At 59.7% G+C, this 14,999-nt stretch carries 15 protein-coding genes; 10 read left to right on the top strand and 5 right to left on the bottom strand.

Annotation, left to right across the window (positions count from 1 at the left end):
• Nucleotide 1 precedes the first annotated feature (1 nt).
• Both HBH25_RS13095 and HBH25_RS13090 read right to left on the bottom strand, forming a co-directional pair.
• Nucleotides 2-463 (bottom strand): tripartite tricarboxylate transporter TctB family protein, encoded by a 462-nt coding sequence (locus tag HBH25_RS13095; protein WP_168084359.1) that lies wholly within the window; start codon nucleotides 461-463, stop codon nucleotides 2-4.
• Between the two features lie 43 nt (nucleotides 464-506).
• Complete coding sequence (locus HBH25_RS13090; protein WP_168084358.1) at nucleotides 507-1,487, bottom strand: Bug family tripartite tricarboxylate transporter substrate binding protein; 981 nt, start codon at nucleotides 1,485-1,487, stop codon at nucleotides 507-509.
• Nucleotides 1,488-1,675: 188 nt separating this feature from the next.
• Between HBH25_RS13090 and HBH25_RS13085 the strand changes: the two genes are divergently transcribed.
• Nucleotides 1,676-2,347, top strand: a complete 672-nt coding sequence (locus tag HBH25_RS13085; protein ID WP_168084357.1) for a response regulator — start codon at nucleotides 1,676-1,678, stop codon at nucleotides 2,345-2,347.
• Nucleotides 2,340-3,734, top strand: coding sequence for a sensor histidine kinase (locus HBH25_RS13080; RefSeq protein ID WP_168084356.1), 1,395 nt, complete (start codon nucleotides 2,340-2,342; stop codon nucleotides 3,732-3,734). The genes HBH25_RS13085 and HBH25_RS13080 overlap by 8 nt, the downstream gene beginning before the upstream one ends.
• Nucleotides 3,735-3,941: 207 nt before the next feature.
• Here HBH25_RS13080 and HBH25_RS13075 read toward each other — a convergent pair whose 3' ends face one another.
• Complete coding sequence (locus tag HBH25_RS13075; protein WP_168084355.1) at nucleotides 3,942-4,754, bottom strand: HDOD domain-containing protein; 813 nt, start codon at nucleotides 4,752-4,754, stop codon at nucleotides 3,942-3,944.
• 56 nt (nucleotides 4,755-4,810) lie between these two features.
• Nucleotides 4,811-5,752 (bottom strand): CAF17-like 4Fe-4S cluster assembly/insertion protein YgfZ, encoded by a 942-nt coding sequence (gene ygfZ / locus HBH25_RS13070; protein ID WP_168084354.1) that lies wholly within the window; start codon nucleotides 5,750-5,752, stop codon nucleotides 4,811-4,813.
• A gap of 141 nt (nucleotides 5,753-5,893) precedes the next feature.
• Between ygfZ and HBH25_RS13065 the strand changes: the two genes are divergently transcribed.
• The 3 genes from HBH25_RS13065 to HBH25_RS13055 are packed head-to-tail and all read left to right on the top strand — an operon-like array spanning nucleotide 5,894 to nucleotide 7,171.
• Entirely contained in the window at nucleotides 5,894-6,148 is a 255-nt protein-coding gene (locus HBH25_RS13065; RefSeq protein WP_168084353.1) for an FAD assembly factor SdhE, read from the top strand.
• Nucleotides 6,132-6,602 carry a protein YgfX gene (locus tag HBH25_RS13060; protein WP_168084352.1) on the top strand — a complete coding sequence of 157 codons (471 nt, stop codon included), beginning with the start codon at nucleotides 6,132-6,134 and terminating at the stop codon, nucleotides 6,600-6,602. The genes HBH25_RS13065 and HBH25_RS13060 overlap by 17 nt, the downstream gene beginning before the upstream one ends.
• A complete protein-coding gene (locus tag HBH25_RS13055; RefSeq protein ID WP_168084351.1) occupies nucleotides 6,599-7,171 on the top strand; it encodes a GNAT family N-acetyltransferase in 573 nt (190 codons plus the stop codon). Before HBH25_RS13060 ends, HBH25_RS13055 begins: the two co-directional genes overlap by 4 nt.
• Here HBH25_RS13055 and nadB read toward each other — a convergent pair.
• Nucleotides 7,114-8,724: an L-aspartate oxidase gene (nadB, locus tag HBH25_RS13050; RefSeq protein ID WP_168084350.1), complete on the bottom strand. Its 1,611-nt coding sequence runs from the start codon at nucleotides 8,722-8,724 to the stop codon at nucleotides 7,114-7,116. The two genes, HBH25_RS13055 and nadB, sit on opposite strands and share 58 nt — an antisense overlap.
• Before the next feature lie 508 nt (nucleotides 8,725-9,232).
• Here nadB and rpoE point away from each other — a divergent pair.
• The 5 genes from rpoE (at nucleotide 9,233) to lepB (ending at nucleotide 14,949) form a co-directional block, all read left to right on the top strand.
• Nucleotides 9,233-9,814: an RNA polymerase sigma factor RpoE/AlgU gene (gene rpoE, locus HBH25_RS13045; protein WP_003252049.1), complete on the top strand. Its 582-nt coding sequence runs from the start codon at nucleotides 9,233-9,235 to the stop codon at nucleotides 9,812-9,814.
• Between the two features lie 31 nt (nucleotides 9,815-9,845).
• Entirely contained in the window at nucleotides 9,846-10,355 is a 510-nt protein-coding gene (locus HBH25_RS13040; RefSeq protein ID WP_168084349.1) for a sigma-E factor negative regulatory protein, read from the top strand.
• Between the two features lie 349 nt (nucleotides 10,356-10,704).
• On the top strand, nucleotides 10,705-12,132 hold the full coding sequence (locus tag HBH25_RS13035) for a DegQ family serine endoprotease (protein ID WP_195755886.1): 1,428 nt from the start codon (nucleotides 10,705-10,707) through the stop codon (nucleotides 12,130-12,132).
• A gap of 154 nt (nucleotides 12,133-12,286) precedes the next feature.
• Nucleotides 12,287-14,083 carry a translation elongation factor 4 gene (gene lepA / locus HBH25_RS13030; RefSeq protein WP_168084347.1) on the top strand — a complete coding sequence of 599 codons (1,797 nt, stop codon included), beginning with the start codon at nucleotides 12,287-12,289 and terminating at the stop codon, nucleotides 14,081-14,083.
• Nucleotides 14,084-14,091: 8 nt separating this feature from the next.
• Complete coding sequence (lepB, locus tag HBH25_RS13025) at nucleotides 14,092-14,949, top strand: signal peptidase I (RefSeq protein WP_168084346.1); 858 nt, start codon at nucleotides 14,092-14,094, stop codon at nucleotides 14,947-14,949.
• Nucleotides 14,950-14,999 lie beyond the last annotated feature (50 nt).

The following is a 14,999-nucleotide window of genomic DNA, read 5'->3' as shown; positions in this document are numbered from 1 at the left end:
GTCAGTTCTCCAATACGTCGAGCAGGCCTAGCGGCAGCGGGACGTCCATTGCACGGTCGAACAGAAAGTAAAGGGCAATAACCGACAGCGGGATCACGACCAGCGCTGGCAGCCAGCGCGCGCCATATAGCCGTGCCATAGGCAGCCCAATCAGCAGAGCGCTGAGGATGAAGCCCAGCGGCTCGAACAGGCCGGCGAACAGAAGAAGCAAGGCGGTGCAGGCGGCTATCTTGAGCAAAGTAGGGCGGTCTAGTGCAGGGTCATCCTCGCTATGCACAATAGGCGTGGGCCGCAGGATCATGTAGGCGAACGCCAGGCCCATCAAGGCAAGTAGCAATAAAGGGTAGGCCCGAGGCCCCACAGGTTCATAGGAAAACGCGGCCTGATAAGGCCATGCCATTACCGCCAGCCCGGCACAGGCCACCAGCAGCACCCCGGCGAAGAGCCGTTGCAGAGTATTCATGTTGTTCTCCGGCGCGCCCCCGTGCAGGCGGGCGTAGAGGGGGTTACTGGATCAGCCCGAATTCCTTGGCGAGGACCTTGTAATCCGCCACCTGTTTCTTCACATAGGCGTCCAGCTCCGCACCGGTAAGGGCGAACGGGAACATCTCGCGCTGGTCACGCAGCGTGGCAAACTCGCTGCTGGCCAGCATTTTGTCGAAGGTGGTTTTCCACCAGGCATAGTCCTCGTCACTGACCTTGGGGCCAACATAGAAGCCGCGTACCACAGGCCATTCGATGTCGTAGCCCTGTTCCTTAGCCGTGGGTATGTCCTTCATGCCAGGTTCTTCGAGGCGTTTGTCCGAGAACACGGCCAGGATGCGCATGTTGCCCGCTTCGATGTGGGGCATGGAGTCGGAGATGTCCGTACTGCCTACCTGAATATGCCCACCCATCAAGGATGTGACGATTTCGCCGCCCCCTTCAAGCGCGACATAGCGCAGGTCTTTGGGGTTGATGCCGGCGGCTTTGGCCAGCAGTGCGGTTTGCATCCAGTCCTGGCTGCCCACGGTGCCCCCTGAGCCGATCACGACCTTGCTGGGGTCAGCCTTCAAGGCCTGTACCAGGTCATCCAGGTTTTTGTAGGGGGAGTCGGTTTTCACTGCAATGGCGCCATAGCTGGTGCCGACGGCGGCCAGCCAGCGCACGGCGTTTTCGTCGAAACGGCCAAACTTGCCTTGCGCCAGGTTGAGCAGGGAGCCACTGGACCAGGCAACGATAGTGCCGCCATCCTTAGGCCGTTGCGCTACCACGGCGTTGTACGCCACTGCACCCACGCCGCCTGGCATGTAGGTCACGCGCATAGGCTTTTCCAGGAGCTTCTGGTTCAGCAATGCGCTTTGTACCAGTTTGCAGGTGAGGTCGAAGCCGCCGCCAGGGGAGGCTGGCGCGATGCATTCAGGGCGTTTGGGCTCTTCGGCGAGCGCGGAATGGGCGAATGCAAGGCAGGCGACTGCCAACGCGAGGGGGCGCAGTAGGGGGGTCATGGGCGACGTCCTGATTGTTGTTTTTGTGATAGTCAGTACAAGCTGAGCCCGAGCCTAGGGCGTGAAGCTTTCAACAGGCTTTCAAAATCGTGATTTTCTGAAAAAATCTTTAACTTTCCTGCGTCAGGATCGCCAAGCGCTGGGGAATAAGGGACACTTCCCGCGCGTCGCTGAACGAGGGAGACCGCATGCGCATCCTGCTGGTAGAAGATCATGAGCAATTGTCGCAAAGCATTGCCCAGGCATTAAAGGCTGCCGGGCTTACGGTAGACGTGCTACATGACGGCGTGGCGGCAGACCTGGCCTTGACCAGCGAAAACTACGCCATGGCTATCCTGGATGTGGGCTTGCCGCGCCTGGAAGGTTTTGAGGTGCTGGCCCGCTTGCGCGACCGTGGCCAGAACCTGCCGGTGTTGATGCTCACCGCCCGTAGCGACGTAAAGGACCGGGTTCACGGCTTGAACCTGGGCGCGGACGATTACCTGGCAAAGCCTTTCGAGCTGACCGAGCTGGAAGCCCGTGTGAAGGCGCTGCTGCGCCGTACCTTGTTAGGCGGCGAGCGCATTCAGCGCTGCGGTTCACTGGTCTACGACCTTGAAGCGCGACGCTTCAGCATGAATGAAGTAGCACTGGTGCTGACGTCTCGTGAACAAGCTGTGCTCGAAGCCCTGATTGCTCGGCCTGGGCGCGTAATGAGCAAGGAGCAGTTGGCCGCTCAAGTGTTTGGCCTCGATGAAGACGCCAGTGCCGAAGCCATCGAAATCTATATTCACCGTTTGCGTAAGAAGCTGGACGGTCAAGGCGTCGCCATTGTGACGTTCAGAGGGCTGGGTTATCTGCTGGAAGGCCGTGATGCCTAAGCCGGCCAGCCTGCGCTGGCGCCTGCTGGGCAACCTGGCGTGGCTGTTGGTGCTATTGATGCTGGCCAGTGGCATGAGCGCCTACTGGAATGGGCGGGAAGCGGCAGATATCGCCTATGACCGTACCCTGCTGGCCTCCGCCAGAACCATCTCTGCGGGTTTGACGGCCCAGGATGGCCGCCTGAGCCTGGATGTGCCCTATGTGGCCCTGGATACGTTCGCCTACGACAGCGCGGGCCGCATCTACTATCAGGTCAACGGGATTGATGGCCAGTTGATTTCTGGTTATGAAAACATGCCTGCACCCCCTGCCGGTACACCCCGTACAGATGCCTACCCGGCGCTGGCCAAGTTTTACAACGGCACCTATAAGGGCCAGGACGTGCGCGTGGTGAGCCTGCTCAAGGCCGTCACCGAACCTAGCATGAACGGCATGGCAGAGATTCGTGTGGCCGAAACGGACGAAGCCCGTGTAGACATGGCGCGCGGCCTGATGACTGACACGCTGCTGCGCCTTGGCATGCTGGGGGGCGGTGCGTTGTTGCTGGCCTGGATTACCGTCAGCAATGCGCTGAACCCCCTGGATCGCTTGCGGCGGGCAGTGGAAGAGCGCCGGTCCGATGACCTGCGGCCATTGCCGCGTGAAGAGGTGCAGCGCGAACTGTTGCCTCTGGTGCAGTCCATCGATCACTTTACCGAGCGGTTGCGCGTGCAGTTCGAGCGGCAGGGCCAGTTCATCGCCGAGGCTGCCCACGAGCTGCGCACGCCATTGGCAGCCCTTAAGGCACGTGTGGAGCTAGGGTTGCGCAGCAGCGACCCGGCCGAGCTTCACTTGGCGCTGGTGGAAGGGCGGCAGGGTATCGATCGCCTTACCCACCTGGCGAACCAGTTGCTGTCCCTGGCACGTATCGAGAATGGGGCCCAGGCGATTGCCGAGGGCGGCGCCGAACGCATTGACCTGTCGCAACTGGCCCGAGAGCTGGGTATGGCCTTGGCGCCCCTGGCTCATGGGAGGGGCCTGGCCCTGGCGCTTGAGGCCGAACAACCGGTGTATATCCGCGGTGAACCCACCTTGCTGACCGAATTGCTCAGTAACCTGGTGGACAATGCCTTGGCCCATACGCCCCAGGGCGGGACGGTGGTACTGCGCGTGCTACCAGACGCCGTGCTGGAAGTGGAAGACGAAGGCCCGGGTATCCCTGAAGACGATCGTGCGCGGGTGTTCCAGCGTTTTTACCGGCGCGGCCAGCAAGGCACGGGCTTAGGGCTGGCAATCGTGGGCGAAATCTGTAGGGCGCACCTGGCCGACATATCGCTGCACGATGGCGCCTTAGGCGGGTTGAAAGTGAGGGTCGCGTTCAGTGAGCTGCCTGAGCTGGCCCCGTAGATAGCTGGGTGAACTTCATAGGCGACGTTCCCGGTCTCCGCCTTTGGCCGCGACCAGTCCCACAGTGATAGCGCATGGCGATGAGTTTAGTAAGTCTCTGTAGGAGCCCCGCGCAGCGGGCGAACAAGGTTCTAGGGAGACAGGGCCAGTATCGTTCATTTGCTCAGGAAGAGGCTAGGTTCGTTCTGTTCACGCGCCCGCATGCGCTCAAGCCAGCATCGTCCGTGCATCAGCCAGCTCACACCCTAGTAAGGGTGGGTCAAGTGCATCCATGCGCAGGCGCTGATAGCTGGGTAGCCCGCTGATGGAGGGTCGCTGCTCAATGGGTGTACTCAGTAGCGATGCCATCTGCACTACGTCTGAATAATCGGCCTTGGCCTGTTCCCGTTCGTAGTCCAGGTACAGCAAAGGCACCTCTGTCAGTGCGCGAGGAAAGTCCCAGGATTTGAGAATGCGTGCGCCGATCACCGGGTGAATGCGGTCTATCACGTGGTTAAGGCAGATGGGGTCACTGAGCAAGTCGTTGTGTTCTTCGGCGTACGTCAATATGGGCAAGACACCGATCAGGTGGACCATACCAGCCAACGCTCCCTGGTCTGGCTTGAGGTGCGGCTGGCGCCTCGCAATTTCATAGGCAATGCCGGCCACGGCAATGCTTTGGCTCCAGATTTCCCTCAATTTGGCTTCCACCACAGGCTGCCGAGCGTTGAAGATCTGTTCGATCACCAAGCCGATCGCCAGGTTGCAGGTATAGTTGACCCCCAGGCGAGTGATTGCCGCCTGCAGGCTGGTCACTTCTACCTGGCTTCGCAGAAGGGGGCTGTTCACCACCTTGATCAGGCGCGCGCTGAGTGCGGGGTCACGGCCCACGACCCTACTGAGTTCGCTGACGCTCACTTCGCTGTTCTCGGCTGCCCGGCGGATTTCCAGCGCTACTTCAGGCAGCGTGGGCAGCATCAGATCATCCCGGTCGATGGCGACCAGCAAGTCGTTTTGAACCGCTTGGGCCAGCTCGCTCATGGGGCCTCTCGGGTTATAAGGCATCAAGCCTGGGCGAACACACCTTGTACAACAGGCTAGCGCTGAATCTCGCGATCGCGGTCCAGTGTGTAAGGCAGCTCGAGCAGCGTCAGGTGCGGCCCTTGCGCAGTACCCAGGAACACTTCACCCTGCTCGGCCACATCGTTCTGCAACACGGCCAGCAACTCTACTGTGCCAGGCGCGGCGGCAGCCACTACCACTTCCCCTACTGCACTGGCATGTGCAGGCGAGCACAGCGGTGTGCCTGGTGCTGGCAGCTCGCCTTCCGGTAACGCCAGGCGATACAAGCGGCGCTTGAGCTTCCCAAGGTATTGCATGCGCGCCACGATTTCCTGGCCGGTGTAGCAACCCTTTTTAAAGCTCACACCACCAACGGCTTGCAGGTTCAGCATCTGGGGAATGAACAGTTCGTGAGTAGGGCCGAACACCTGGCCTATACCTGCGCGAACCTGCCCCAGCAGCCAGTCATTGAGGTGGCCTGTGGGCAAGCCCTCAGCCAACTGCAAGCGCAACCCTTCAGCCTGTTCGGCCGGCACCCAGGCTTCTGCCCGGCCTGGCGATACGCGGATAAACATCGCATCACCCTGGCTCACCATGGCGTGGGGCGCTTCTGGTAACTGAATGCCTAGGCTTGCCAGCCACGCGTCGCCCTGGCTGATACCCCACCGTGCCCACTGTGGTGTTTCGTTGGTAAGGGTAGCCTTGGAAAACACGGCGTATTTCTTCAGGTCAGCCAACTGCAGCTCTACCAGTTCGTTGGCCATCGCCAGCAGGTAGCCATTGCCTTGAGGAACGATGCGAAAACTCGACTGCATACGGCCCTTGGGCGTACAGCGAGCGCCCAGGCTGCTGGCATCGGCACCCAGGTAGTTGAGGTTGCAGGTGAGCTGGCCTTGCAGGAATTTGCTGGCATCCGAGCCGCGAACTGCAAGAACGCCCTCGTGGTCGAGCGCACAGAAAAAAGGAGAGTCGGGCATGAGTCACTTAGCTGAGCGGATGTGTGCCCATCATAGTGCGGCGCAAGCAAAATAAACAGGCACGCCATATTCGCTCACACCCTTGGTGTGCCCTGGCAAGGCTTGCTCTGTATACTGGCGGCCTTTTCCAAGGAGCCCACCATGGTCGCGGACATCGAACTTAACCGCCTGTACTGGCATAGCCGCCGTGGCATGCTGGAGCTGGACGTGCTGTTGGTACCTTTCGTCAAGGAAGTGTACCCCTCGCTCAACGAAACCGACCGCGCCGTGTATGTCCGGCTGCTTGAGTGCGAAGACCAGGACATGTTCGGCTGGTTCATGGAGCGCAGCGAGTCCGAAGACCCGGAGCTGCAGCGGATGGTTCGCATGATCCTGGACCGTGTCCAGCCCAAGTGACGTGTTCGAATGCCGCTGGCAGCCGTCGCGTCGGCTGTTTGCGGCCTACGGCGCCACACTGCTGCTGGCCGTGTGTTCCACCTTCGTGTTGCAGTTGCCTGCCAGCGTAAGGCTGGGGATGGTGGCGGCATGCCTTGCCCATGGTGCCTGGGTGTTTCCCCGCCATATTCTGTTGAGCGCAGCCTGTGCGGTCAGTGGCGTGCGCCGTAGCCCGCAAGGTTGGGCCGTGTTCAGTCGCAGCCTGGGATGGCAGGCGGTTCAGTTGTGCCCAGACAGCATGGCATTGCCTGCGGTCGTGATCCTGCGGTTCCGTACACCGGGCCACTGGTGGGTCCGCTCAGCCTGCATTCCGGCAGACTCACTGGGCGCTGAGGCCCATCGGCGGCTGCGCGTGAGGCTGCGTTGGGACCGCCACCTCTTTACCCCTCCCGTTTCTCAGGAGTCAGACGCATGACGCCCGGTTCCACCTGCCTGGTGCCTTACGGTAACCTCAATGCCGGGCAGCGCAAGGCTGTGCTAGGGCTGGATGTCGAACCTTGGCAGCGCGAGGCCTGTGGCACAGTAGAAAGTGCGCTCTACCTGCTGATGGACCGCCCTGCTTCAGCGCAAGTCGCCTGGGCAGTGTTGAGAGAGGAACGGCCCGTGGGGTTTTTGATGCTGATGCGTGCGCCGCTCACCCCCGCGTGGGTAGGCCCCACGGCGGCATTGATGCATTCCTTTCAAATAGATCGCCGTTTCCAGCGCCAAGGCCTGGGGACAGCGTGCCTACGGGCACTTCCGGCTGCCACCCAGGCCCTATGGCCTGATATCAAGGAACTGGTGCTGTCGGTGGACCCTGGCAATACCGCCGCCTTGCACCTGTATCAGGCGCAGGGTTGGACGGATGACGGCACGGCGTACCGGGCCAAGGTCGGTTATGAGCGTAAGTATGTGCTGTCGCTTGTTAAGGGGGGTTACGGCCGAGGTCAAGGGCAGGCGGGCTCCAGCACCGTATCCCTGGCCTCATCCAGCAAGCCTGGGTAATCCAGCGTGTAGTGCAGCCCTCGGGACTCCTTGCGTAGCAGGGCGCAGCGGATCATCAGGTCCGCCACCTGTGCCAGGTTGCGCAGCTCGATCAGGTCGCGGCTTACTTTGTAGTTACTGTAGAACTCATCGATTTCCGCCAATAGTAGCTGCACCCGGTGTTGTGCACGGGTGAGGCGCTTGGTGGTGCGGACAATACCGACGTAGTCCCACATGAAGCGGCGCAATTCATCCCAGTTGTGGGCGATCACCACATCTTCGTCCGAGTCCGTTACTTGGCTGGCGTCCCAGGTGGGAAGGGCAGCAGGGGGCGTGACCGCTGGTAGCTGTGCCTGGATGTGCTCGGCCGCGGAGCGCCCATACACAAAACATTCCAGCAGCGAATTGCTGGCCATGCGGTTGGCCCCATGCAGACCGGTGAAGGTGGTTTCCCCAATGGCATACAAGCCGGGCACGTCAGTACGGCCTTCGCTGTCGACCATCACGCCACCACAGGTGTAATGGGCGGCGGGCACCACAGGGATGGCTTGGCGCGTGATATCGATCCCGAACGCCAGGCACCGCTCATACACCGTAGGGAAGTGGGCGCGTATGAAGTCGGCAGGCTTGTGGCTGATGTCCAGGTACACGCAGTCGGCGCCCAGGCGCTTCATTTCATGGTCAATGGCGCGCGCCACGATGTCCCGTGGTGCCAGCTCTTCGCGTGGATCGAAGCGCGACATGAAACGCTCACCATCGGGTAGCTTGAGTACAGCGCCTTCTCCGCGCAGGGCCTCCGTCACCAGAAAGCTTTTTGCCTGGGGGTGGTACAGGCACGTGGGGTGAAACTGGTTGAATTCCAGGTTTGCCACCCGGCACCCTGCGCGCCATGCCATGGCGATACCATCCCCGCAGGCACCATCGGGGTTGCTGGTATACAAGTACACTTTCGCCGCGCCCCCGGTGGCCAGCACGGTAAAACGGGCCGCAAAGGTATCCACCTCACCTGTCTTGCGATCCAGCACGTACGCACCCAGGCAGCGGTTACCCTCGCGGCCCAATTTGGCTTCGGTAATAAGGTCGACCGCAACGCGTTGCTGCAGCAACTCAATGTTGGGTCGCAGGCGAGCCTGGGCCAGCAGGGTGTTAAAGATGGCGGCGCCGGTAGCGTCTGCCGCGTGGATAATACGCCGTTGGCTATGGCCGCCTTCGCGGGTCAGGTGGAATTCGAAATGGCCATCTTCCACCGAGGCGGCTTCGTCACGGGTAAACGGAACCCCTTGGTCTATAAGCCATTCTATGGCCTCGCGGCTATGTTCCACCGTGAAGCGTACGGCGTCTTCCTGACATAATCCGCCGCCTGCATCCAAGGTGTCTCGCACATGAGAGTCCACAGTATCGGCATCGTCCAGTACTGCCGCAACGCCGCCCTGTGCCCAATAGGTTGAACCGTTCGAGAGTTCGCCTTTGCTCAATACCGCAATGCTGAGGTGGGCAGGAAGGTTCAAGGCAAGGCTCAAGCCTGCGGCACCGCTGCCGATGACCAATACGTCGTAATGCAGATGCTGACTCATGTGGCTGGAAAACTCCTGCGGCTTGGGGGCCGGTTTTATCTGAACGCCCAGGTGCAGGGGAGGCATGAAAGCCTTGTAAACGCTCCACTGCGGCGCTTATGGCACAATGGAACCATTGTGCCAGATGGGCAGTCGATATTTATACCAGCGGCGTACAAGCGGAGCCATGTTAATGTCCCGCTGGGGAGCTAAAAGGCTGGGCTTGATGGCCTAGCTTGTAGGAAATCGGCTATCTTGATCTGGGAACTTTCCTGATTGGGGCACGATCCATAGGTGAGTTATCACAACACGGTACGACAGTGCATAACCCCCTGGGGCGGCCTGTCAGTCACCGGGCATCCGGATTGTCACGCAGCAGGTAAGTGCCTGGTGCGTTTTTTCTTGTACCCGAATTTACGGGCAGGAAACTTGCGTAGAGGGGAGAACTTTTGCACAAAGCCCGAGTCTATGGTTGCAAGCCTGAACGATGGCTCTTGCAGCGCTCCTTGGCGCGTATCGAGGAGTGTTCATGCTAACCCAGGAAGAAGACCAACAGCTGGTCGAGCGCGTTCAGCGCGGTGATCGGCGTGCGTTCGACCTGTTGGTGCTCAAGTACCAGCACAAGATTCTCGGATTGATCGTGCGCTTTGTGCACGATACCCATGAAGCACAGGACGTAGCTCAGGAAGCGTTCATCAAGGCGTACAGGGCCTTGGGTAACTTCCGCGGTGATAGCGCGTTCTACACCTGGCTTTACCGGATCGCCATCAACACGGCGAAAAACTATTTGGTGTCCCGCGGAAGACGGCCACCAGACAGCGATGTCAGCTCCGAGGATGCGGAGTTCTACGATGGCGATCATGGCCTCAAGGACCTCGAATCGCCGGAACGCTCGCTGTTGAGGGATGAGATCGAGGGCACCGTCCACCGGACCATCCAGCAGTTGCCGGAAGACCTTCGCACGGCATTGACCCTGCGTGAGTTCGATGGCCTGAGTTATGAAGACATTGCCAGCGTGATGCAATGTCCGGTGGGCACCGTGAGGTCGCGTATTTTCCGCGCTCGCGAAGCCATAGACAAAGCCTTGCAGCCATTGCTGCAGGAAACCTGAGACAGCGGCGACAGCCAAGAGAGGAACCGCAATGAGTCGTGAAGCCCTGCAGGAATCGCTGTCCGCGGTGATGGATAACGAAGCGGACGAACTTGAATTACGCCGTGTGCTGACTGCCGTGGAAGACAGTGAAGCGCGCGCCACCTGGTCTCGCTATCAGGTTGCAAGAGCTGCCATGCACAAGGAGCTGCTTGAACCTAAACTGGACCTGGCAGCAGCGGTAGCAGCGGCGCTTGCTGATGAAGCTGCTCCTGTCCGTACAGCTAGTAATCCTTGGCGCAGTGTAGGCCGCCTGGCCGTGGCGGCTTCCGTCACGCTGGCCGTGCTGGCAGGTGTTCGCCTGTATAACCAGAACGACATCGGTGGCGCGCAAGTTGCGCAACAGGCTCCGCAGCCTGCACTGGTGGCCCCACAGGCTCAAGGGCCTGCGGTACTGGCGGGTTACACGGAAAGCGAGAGCAGCGATGCTGTTAAAGCGCCCGCTGTACAGGATCAGGCCGGTTGGCAGCAAGCCCCGGCGGCTCAAGGCACACAGCGGTAAGCTTACCGCCCCCCTGGGTTACCCTGAATGCCGCACTTATGTGCGGCATTTGCGTTTCTGGTGGGGGATCTAGGGGGGGCTCTAGCTACATGAAATGTTGCCATAGGGTTCAGTAGCCCTAGCCGTTAAGGAGAGGCGTGATTGTCTGAAAGCGCGCTTCAAAGGCGTTAAATTTTGATTCATGTAGCAAAATGCAACATGAAAGTTCAGACGATACAGTTGCAATGCGACCCTGTTTTTTTTATAGGTCACTACTACCAGGAAGCGTGCGTTGCTTTGCCGCCCCGGTACGGGACCAGGGACGCCCCTTCGCTTAACCATCCTCGTAATCTACGGGAGCCGTATGTCGATACCACGCTTGAAAACCTGCCTGTCGCTCTTCGCCGCAGTGCTCATGCTGGGGCAGGTTGTGACCGCCCAAGCAGAGGCGCTGCCTGATTTCACCACATTGGTGGAGCAAGCCTCCCCTGCGGTTGTGAATATCAGCACTACTCAGAAGCTGCCCAACCGTGGCGTAGCTGACAGCCAGATGCCTGACCTTCAAGGCCTGCCGCCCATGTTTCGCGAGTTCTTCGAGCGCAATATGCCAAAGAACGCACCGCGCAACCGGGGTGACCGTCAGCGTGAAGCGCAGTCGCTTGGGTCAGGTTTCATCATTTCGCCCGACGGCTATGTGCTGACCAACAACCATGTGGTGGCCGACGCCGATGAAATCATCGTTCGCCTGTCTGATCGCAGCGAGCTCAAGGCCAAGCTGATCGGCACTGACACACGCACCGACGTGGCGTTGCTCAAGATCGATGGCAAGAACCTGCCTACGGTCAAACTGGGCGACTCGGATAAGCTCAAGGTGGGCGAATGGGTACTGGCGATCGGCTCGCCGTTTGGCTTCGACCACTCCGTTACCAAAGGTATTGTCAGTGCCAAGGGCCGCACCCTGCCCAATGACTCCTATGTACCGTTCATTCAAACCGATGTGGCCATCAACCCAGGGAACTCGGGTGGTCCGCTGTTCAACATGAACGGGGAAGTGGTGGGTATCAACTCGCAGATCTTCACCCGTTCGGGTGGCTTCATGGGGCTGTCGTTCGCTATTCCGATCGACGTGGCGCTGGACGTCTCCAATCAGCTCAAGAAAGACGGCAAGGTCAGCCGCGGTTGGCTGGGTGTTGTCATTCAAGAGGTCAACAAGGACTTGGCCGAGTCCTTCGGGCTGGACAAGCCAGCCGGCGCATTGGTAGCGCAGGTGATGCAGGATGGGCCAGCCGCCAAGGGTGGCCTGCAGGTAGGTGATGTGATTCTCAGCATGAATGGCCAGCCCATCATCATGTCGGCAGACCTTCCCCACCTCGTAGGTGGCCTCAAGTCAGGTGCCAAGGCCTCCCTTGAGATTATTCGCGACGGCAAGCGCCAGAACCTGGACCTGACCGTAGGCGCGCTGCCTGATGAAGATGACATGGATGCAGCCGCTGGCGCAGATGGTCAGCCTGAGCGCAGCAGCAACCGCCTGGGTGTTGCTGTGGCCGACCTGACCGATGAGCAGAAAAAGGCTGCCGACCTTAAAGGCGGCGTGCTGATCAAGGACGTTCAGGATGGCCCCGCTGCCATGATTGGCCTGCAACCAGGCGATGTGATCACACACCTGAACAACCAGGCTATCACCTCAGCCAAGCAGTTCACGGACGTGGCCAAAGGGCTGCCGAAGAATCGCTCGGTGTCCATGCGCGTACTGCGCCAGGGGCGCGCCAGCTTCATTACCTTCAAGTTGGCCGAGTAACGCAGGCCCTCGAAAAAGGCGATCTTCGGATCGCCTTTTTCATGCCTGATACCCGCTAACATGCAGGCCCTCCCACAAGGTGCGCTGCATCAGGTACAATGCCCGGCTATTTTTTGTCGGGCGCCCGGCCCAAGGCCTTTTCGAGTGTTGATCTGTGAGTGATCTGAGTCATATCCGCAATTTCTCCATCATCGCCCACATCGACCACGGCAAGTCGACGCTGGCCGATCGGTTCATCCAGATGTGCGGTGGCCTTGCCGACCGTGAGATGGAAGCCCAGGTGCTCGATTCGATGGACCTTGAGCGCGAGCGTGGGATTACCATCAAAGCCCATAGCGTGACCCTTCACTACAAGGCGAACGACGGCAAGACGTATCAGTTGAACTTCATCGACACCCCTGGCCACGTAGACTTCACCTATGAGGTCAGCCGCTCCCTGGCAGCGTGCGAAGGCGCTCTGCTGGTCGTGGATGCAGGGCAGGGTGTAGAGGCGCAGTCGGTCGCCAACTGCTATACCGCCATCGAGCAGGGCCTTGAAGTAATGCCCGTGCTCAACAAGATGGACCTTCCCCAGGCCGACCCGGACCGCGTCAAGGAAGAGATCGAGAAAATCATCGGCATCGATGCTACCGACGCCGTGGCCTGCAGTGCCAAGAGCGGCATGGGCGTGCCAGAGGTACTCGAACGCCTGGTACACACTATTCCGGCTCCGGTAGGCAACATCGATGCGCCGTTGCAGGCCCTGATCATCGACTCCTGGTTCGATAACTACCTGGGTGTGGTCTCGCTGGTGCGGGTACGCCACGGTCGGGTGAAAAAAGGCGACAAGATCCTCGTCAAGTCCACGGGTAAAACCCACCTGGTGGACAGCGTGGGCGTGTTTACACCCAAGCACACACCTACCGCTGACCTGAAAGCGGGTGAAGTGGGCTTCATCATCGGCAGCATCAAGGACATCCATGGGGCTCCAGTAGGTGACACCCTCACGTTGTCTACCACCCCCGATGTGGAGGTGCTTCCAGGGTTCAAGCGTATCCAGCCGCAAGTGTATGCGGGCCTGTTCCCCACCAGCTCCGATGAGTTCGAGGATTTCCGTGAGGCTCTGCAGAAGCTGACCCTCAACGACTCTTCTCTGCAATACCAACCGGAAAGTTCGGACGCACTGGGCTTCGGCTTCCGTTGCGGCTTCCTGGGCATGCTGCACATGGAGATCATTCAGGAGCGCCTGGAGCGCGAATACGACCTGGACCTGATCACCACGGCGCCAAGCGTGATCTACGAAGTGAAGATGAAAACGGGCGAAACGCTTTACGTAGACAACCCGTCCAAGCTGCCCGACGTCTCCTCGGTCGAGGACTTCCGCGAGCCTATCGTCGAAGCCACCATCCTGGTTCCCCAGGAGCACCTGGGCAACGTGATTACCCTGTGCGTGGAAAAGCGTGGCGTGCAGAAGGACATGCAATTCCTGGGCAGCCAGGTGCAGGTACGCTACGACCTGCCCATGAACGAGGTGGTGCTGGACTTCTTCGACCGCCTCAAGTCCACCAGCCGTGGCTATGCTTCGCTCGACTACCATTTCGACCGCTATCAGTCGGCCAACCTGGTGAAGCTGGATGTACTGATCAACGGCGACAAGATCGATGCCCTGGCCTTGATCGTTCACCGGGACAACGCCCATTACAAAGGGCGTGCACTGACGGAAAAAATGAAGGAGCTGATTCCTCGCCAGATGTTCGACGTGGCGATCCAGGCAGCCATTGGCGGCCAGATCATCGCGCGGACCTCCGTCAAGGCACTCCGCAAGAACGTTCTGGCCAAATGCTATGGCGGCGACGTCAGCCGAAAACGCAAGCTGCTCGAAAAGCAGAAGGCCGGTAAGAAACGTATGAAGCAGGTAGGCAATGTGGAAATTCCACAAGAAGCCTTCCTTGCCGTACTCAGGTTGGAATAGCAGGTTCTATGTCTCTTAACTTCCCGCTGTTGTTGGTTATTCTCGTGGCCGTGTGTGGCTTGCTGGGTCTGCTGGACCTTCTGTACTACGCACCACGGCGGCGAGCCGCCATTGCGAACTACCAGGGCAGCGTGGCTCAGCCAGAGCCTGCTGTGCTGGAGCAGTTGAACAAGGAGCCGTTGCTGGTCGAATACGGCAAGTCGTTCTTCCCGGTGTTGTTCATCGTGCTGGTGCTGCGCTCGTTTCTTGTGGAGCCGTTCCAGATTCCCTCCGGGTCCATGAAACCCACGCTGGAAGTGGGCGACTTCATTCTGGTGAACAAGTTTTCCTACGGTATTCGCTTGCCGGTGCTGGACACCAAAGTGATTGCCGTGGGCGACCCTCAGCGTGGTGATGTGATGGTGTTCCGCTACCCCAGCGACCCTTCGGTGAACTACATCAAGCGGGTAATAGGTACGCCAGGAGACACCATCCGGTATACGTCGGACAAACACCTGTATGTCAACGGTGCGCTGGTAGAAGAGCAGATGGTAGGCACCACCTTCGATCCGCAACTGGGTGAAGTGGGGGTCTACAAAGAGCAGATCGGCAAAGCCGAGCACCTTATCCATCAGCAGATGGCTGCCTACCGCATGCTGCCGGGAGGAGAGTGGACCGTGCCTGCCGGTCACTACTTCATGATGGGCGACAACCGCGACAACTCCAACGACAGCCGCTACTGGGATGACACCAGCATTCCCAAGGACCTGCTGGGCATGGTGCCAGACCGCAATATCGTCGGTAAGGCGTTTGCGGTATGGATGAGCTGGCCCGAGCCGAAAATGCGTCATATGCCTACACTGGATCGTGTAGGCCTGATCAAGTAAGGCCTGTTCTAACTTCCAGGTGCTCCATGAGCGCCTGTGAGGTTTTCCCG

It is taken from the genome of Pseudomonas quercus (assembly GCF_012033695.1).
Lineage (GTDB): Bacteria > Pseudomonadota > Gammaproteobacteria > Pseudomonadales > Pseudomonadaceae > Aquipseudomonas > Aquipseudomonas quercus.
The sequence above is the reverse complement of the archived record's forward strand: the minus strand, read 5'-3'. Positions and strand labels throughout refer to the sequence as shown.

Excerpts from the sequence above, each read along its gene's own strand:
- HBH25_RS13090 (WP_168084358.1), bottom strand. The coding sequence starts at position 1,487 with ATGACCCCCCTACTGCGCCCCCTCGCGTTGGCAGTCGCCTGCCTTGCA.
- nadB (WP_168084350.1), bottom strand. The coding sequence starts at position 8,724 with ATGAGTCAGCATCTGCATTACGACGTATTGGTCATCGGCAGCGGTGCC.
- HBH25_RS13095 (WP_168084359.1), bottom strand. The coding sequence starts at position 463 with ATGAATACTCTGCAACGGCTCTTCGCCGGGGTGCTGCTGGTGGCCTGT.
- HBH25_RS13085 (WP_168084357.1), top strand. The coding sequence starts at position 1,676 with ATGCGCATCCTGCTGGTAGAAGATCATGAGCAATTGTCGCAAAGCATT.
- HBH25_RS13040 (WP_168084349.1), top strand. The coding sequence starts at position 9,846 with ATGAGTCGTGAAGCCCTGCAGGAATCGCTGTCCGCGGTGATGGATAAC.
- rpoE (WP_003252049.1), top strand. The coding sequence starts at position 9,233 with ATGCTAACCCAGGAAGAAGACCAACAGCTGGTCGAGCGCGTTCAGCGC.
- HBH25_RS13080 (WP_168084356.1), top strand. The coding sequence starts at position 2,340 with ATGCCTAAGCCGGCCAGCCTGCGCTGGCGCCTGCTGGGCAACCTGGCG.
- HBH25_RS13065 (WP_168084353.1), top strand. The coding sequence starts at position 5,894 with ATGGTCGCGGACATCGAACTTAACCGCCTGTACTGGCATAGCCGCCGT.
- HBH25_RS13055 (WP_168084351.1), top strand. The coding sequence starts at position 6,599 with ATGACGCCCGGTTCCACCTGCCTGGTGCCTTACGGTAACCTCAATGCC.
- HBH25_RS13075 (WP_168084355.1), bottom strand. The coding sequence starts at position 4,754 with ATGAGCGAGCTGGCCCAAGCGGTTCAAAACGACTTGCTGGTCGCCATC.
- ygfZ (WP_168084354.1), bottom strand. The coding sequence starts at position 5,752 with ATGCCCGACTCTCCTTTTTTCTGTGCGCTCGACCACGAGGGCGTTCTT.
- lepB (WP_168084346.1), top strand. The coding sequence starts at position 14,092 with ATGTCTCTTAACTTCCCGCTGTTGTTGGTTATTCTCGTGGCCGTGTGT.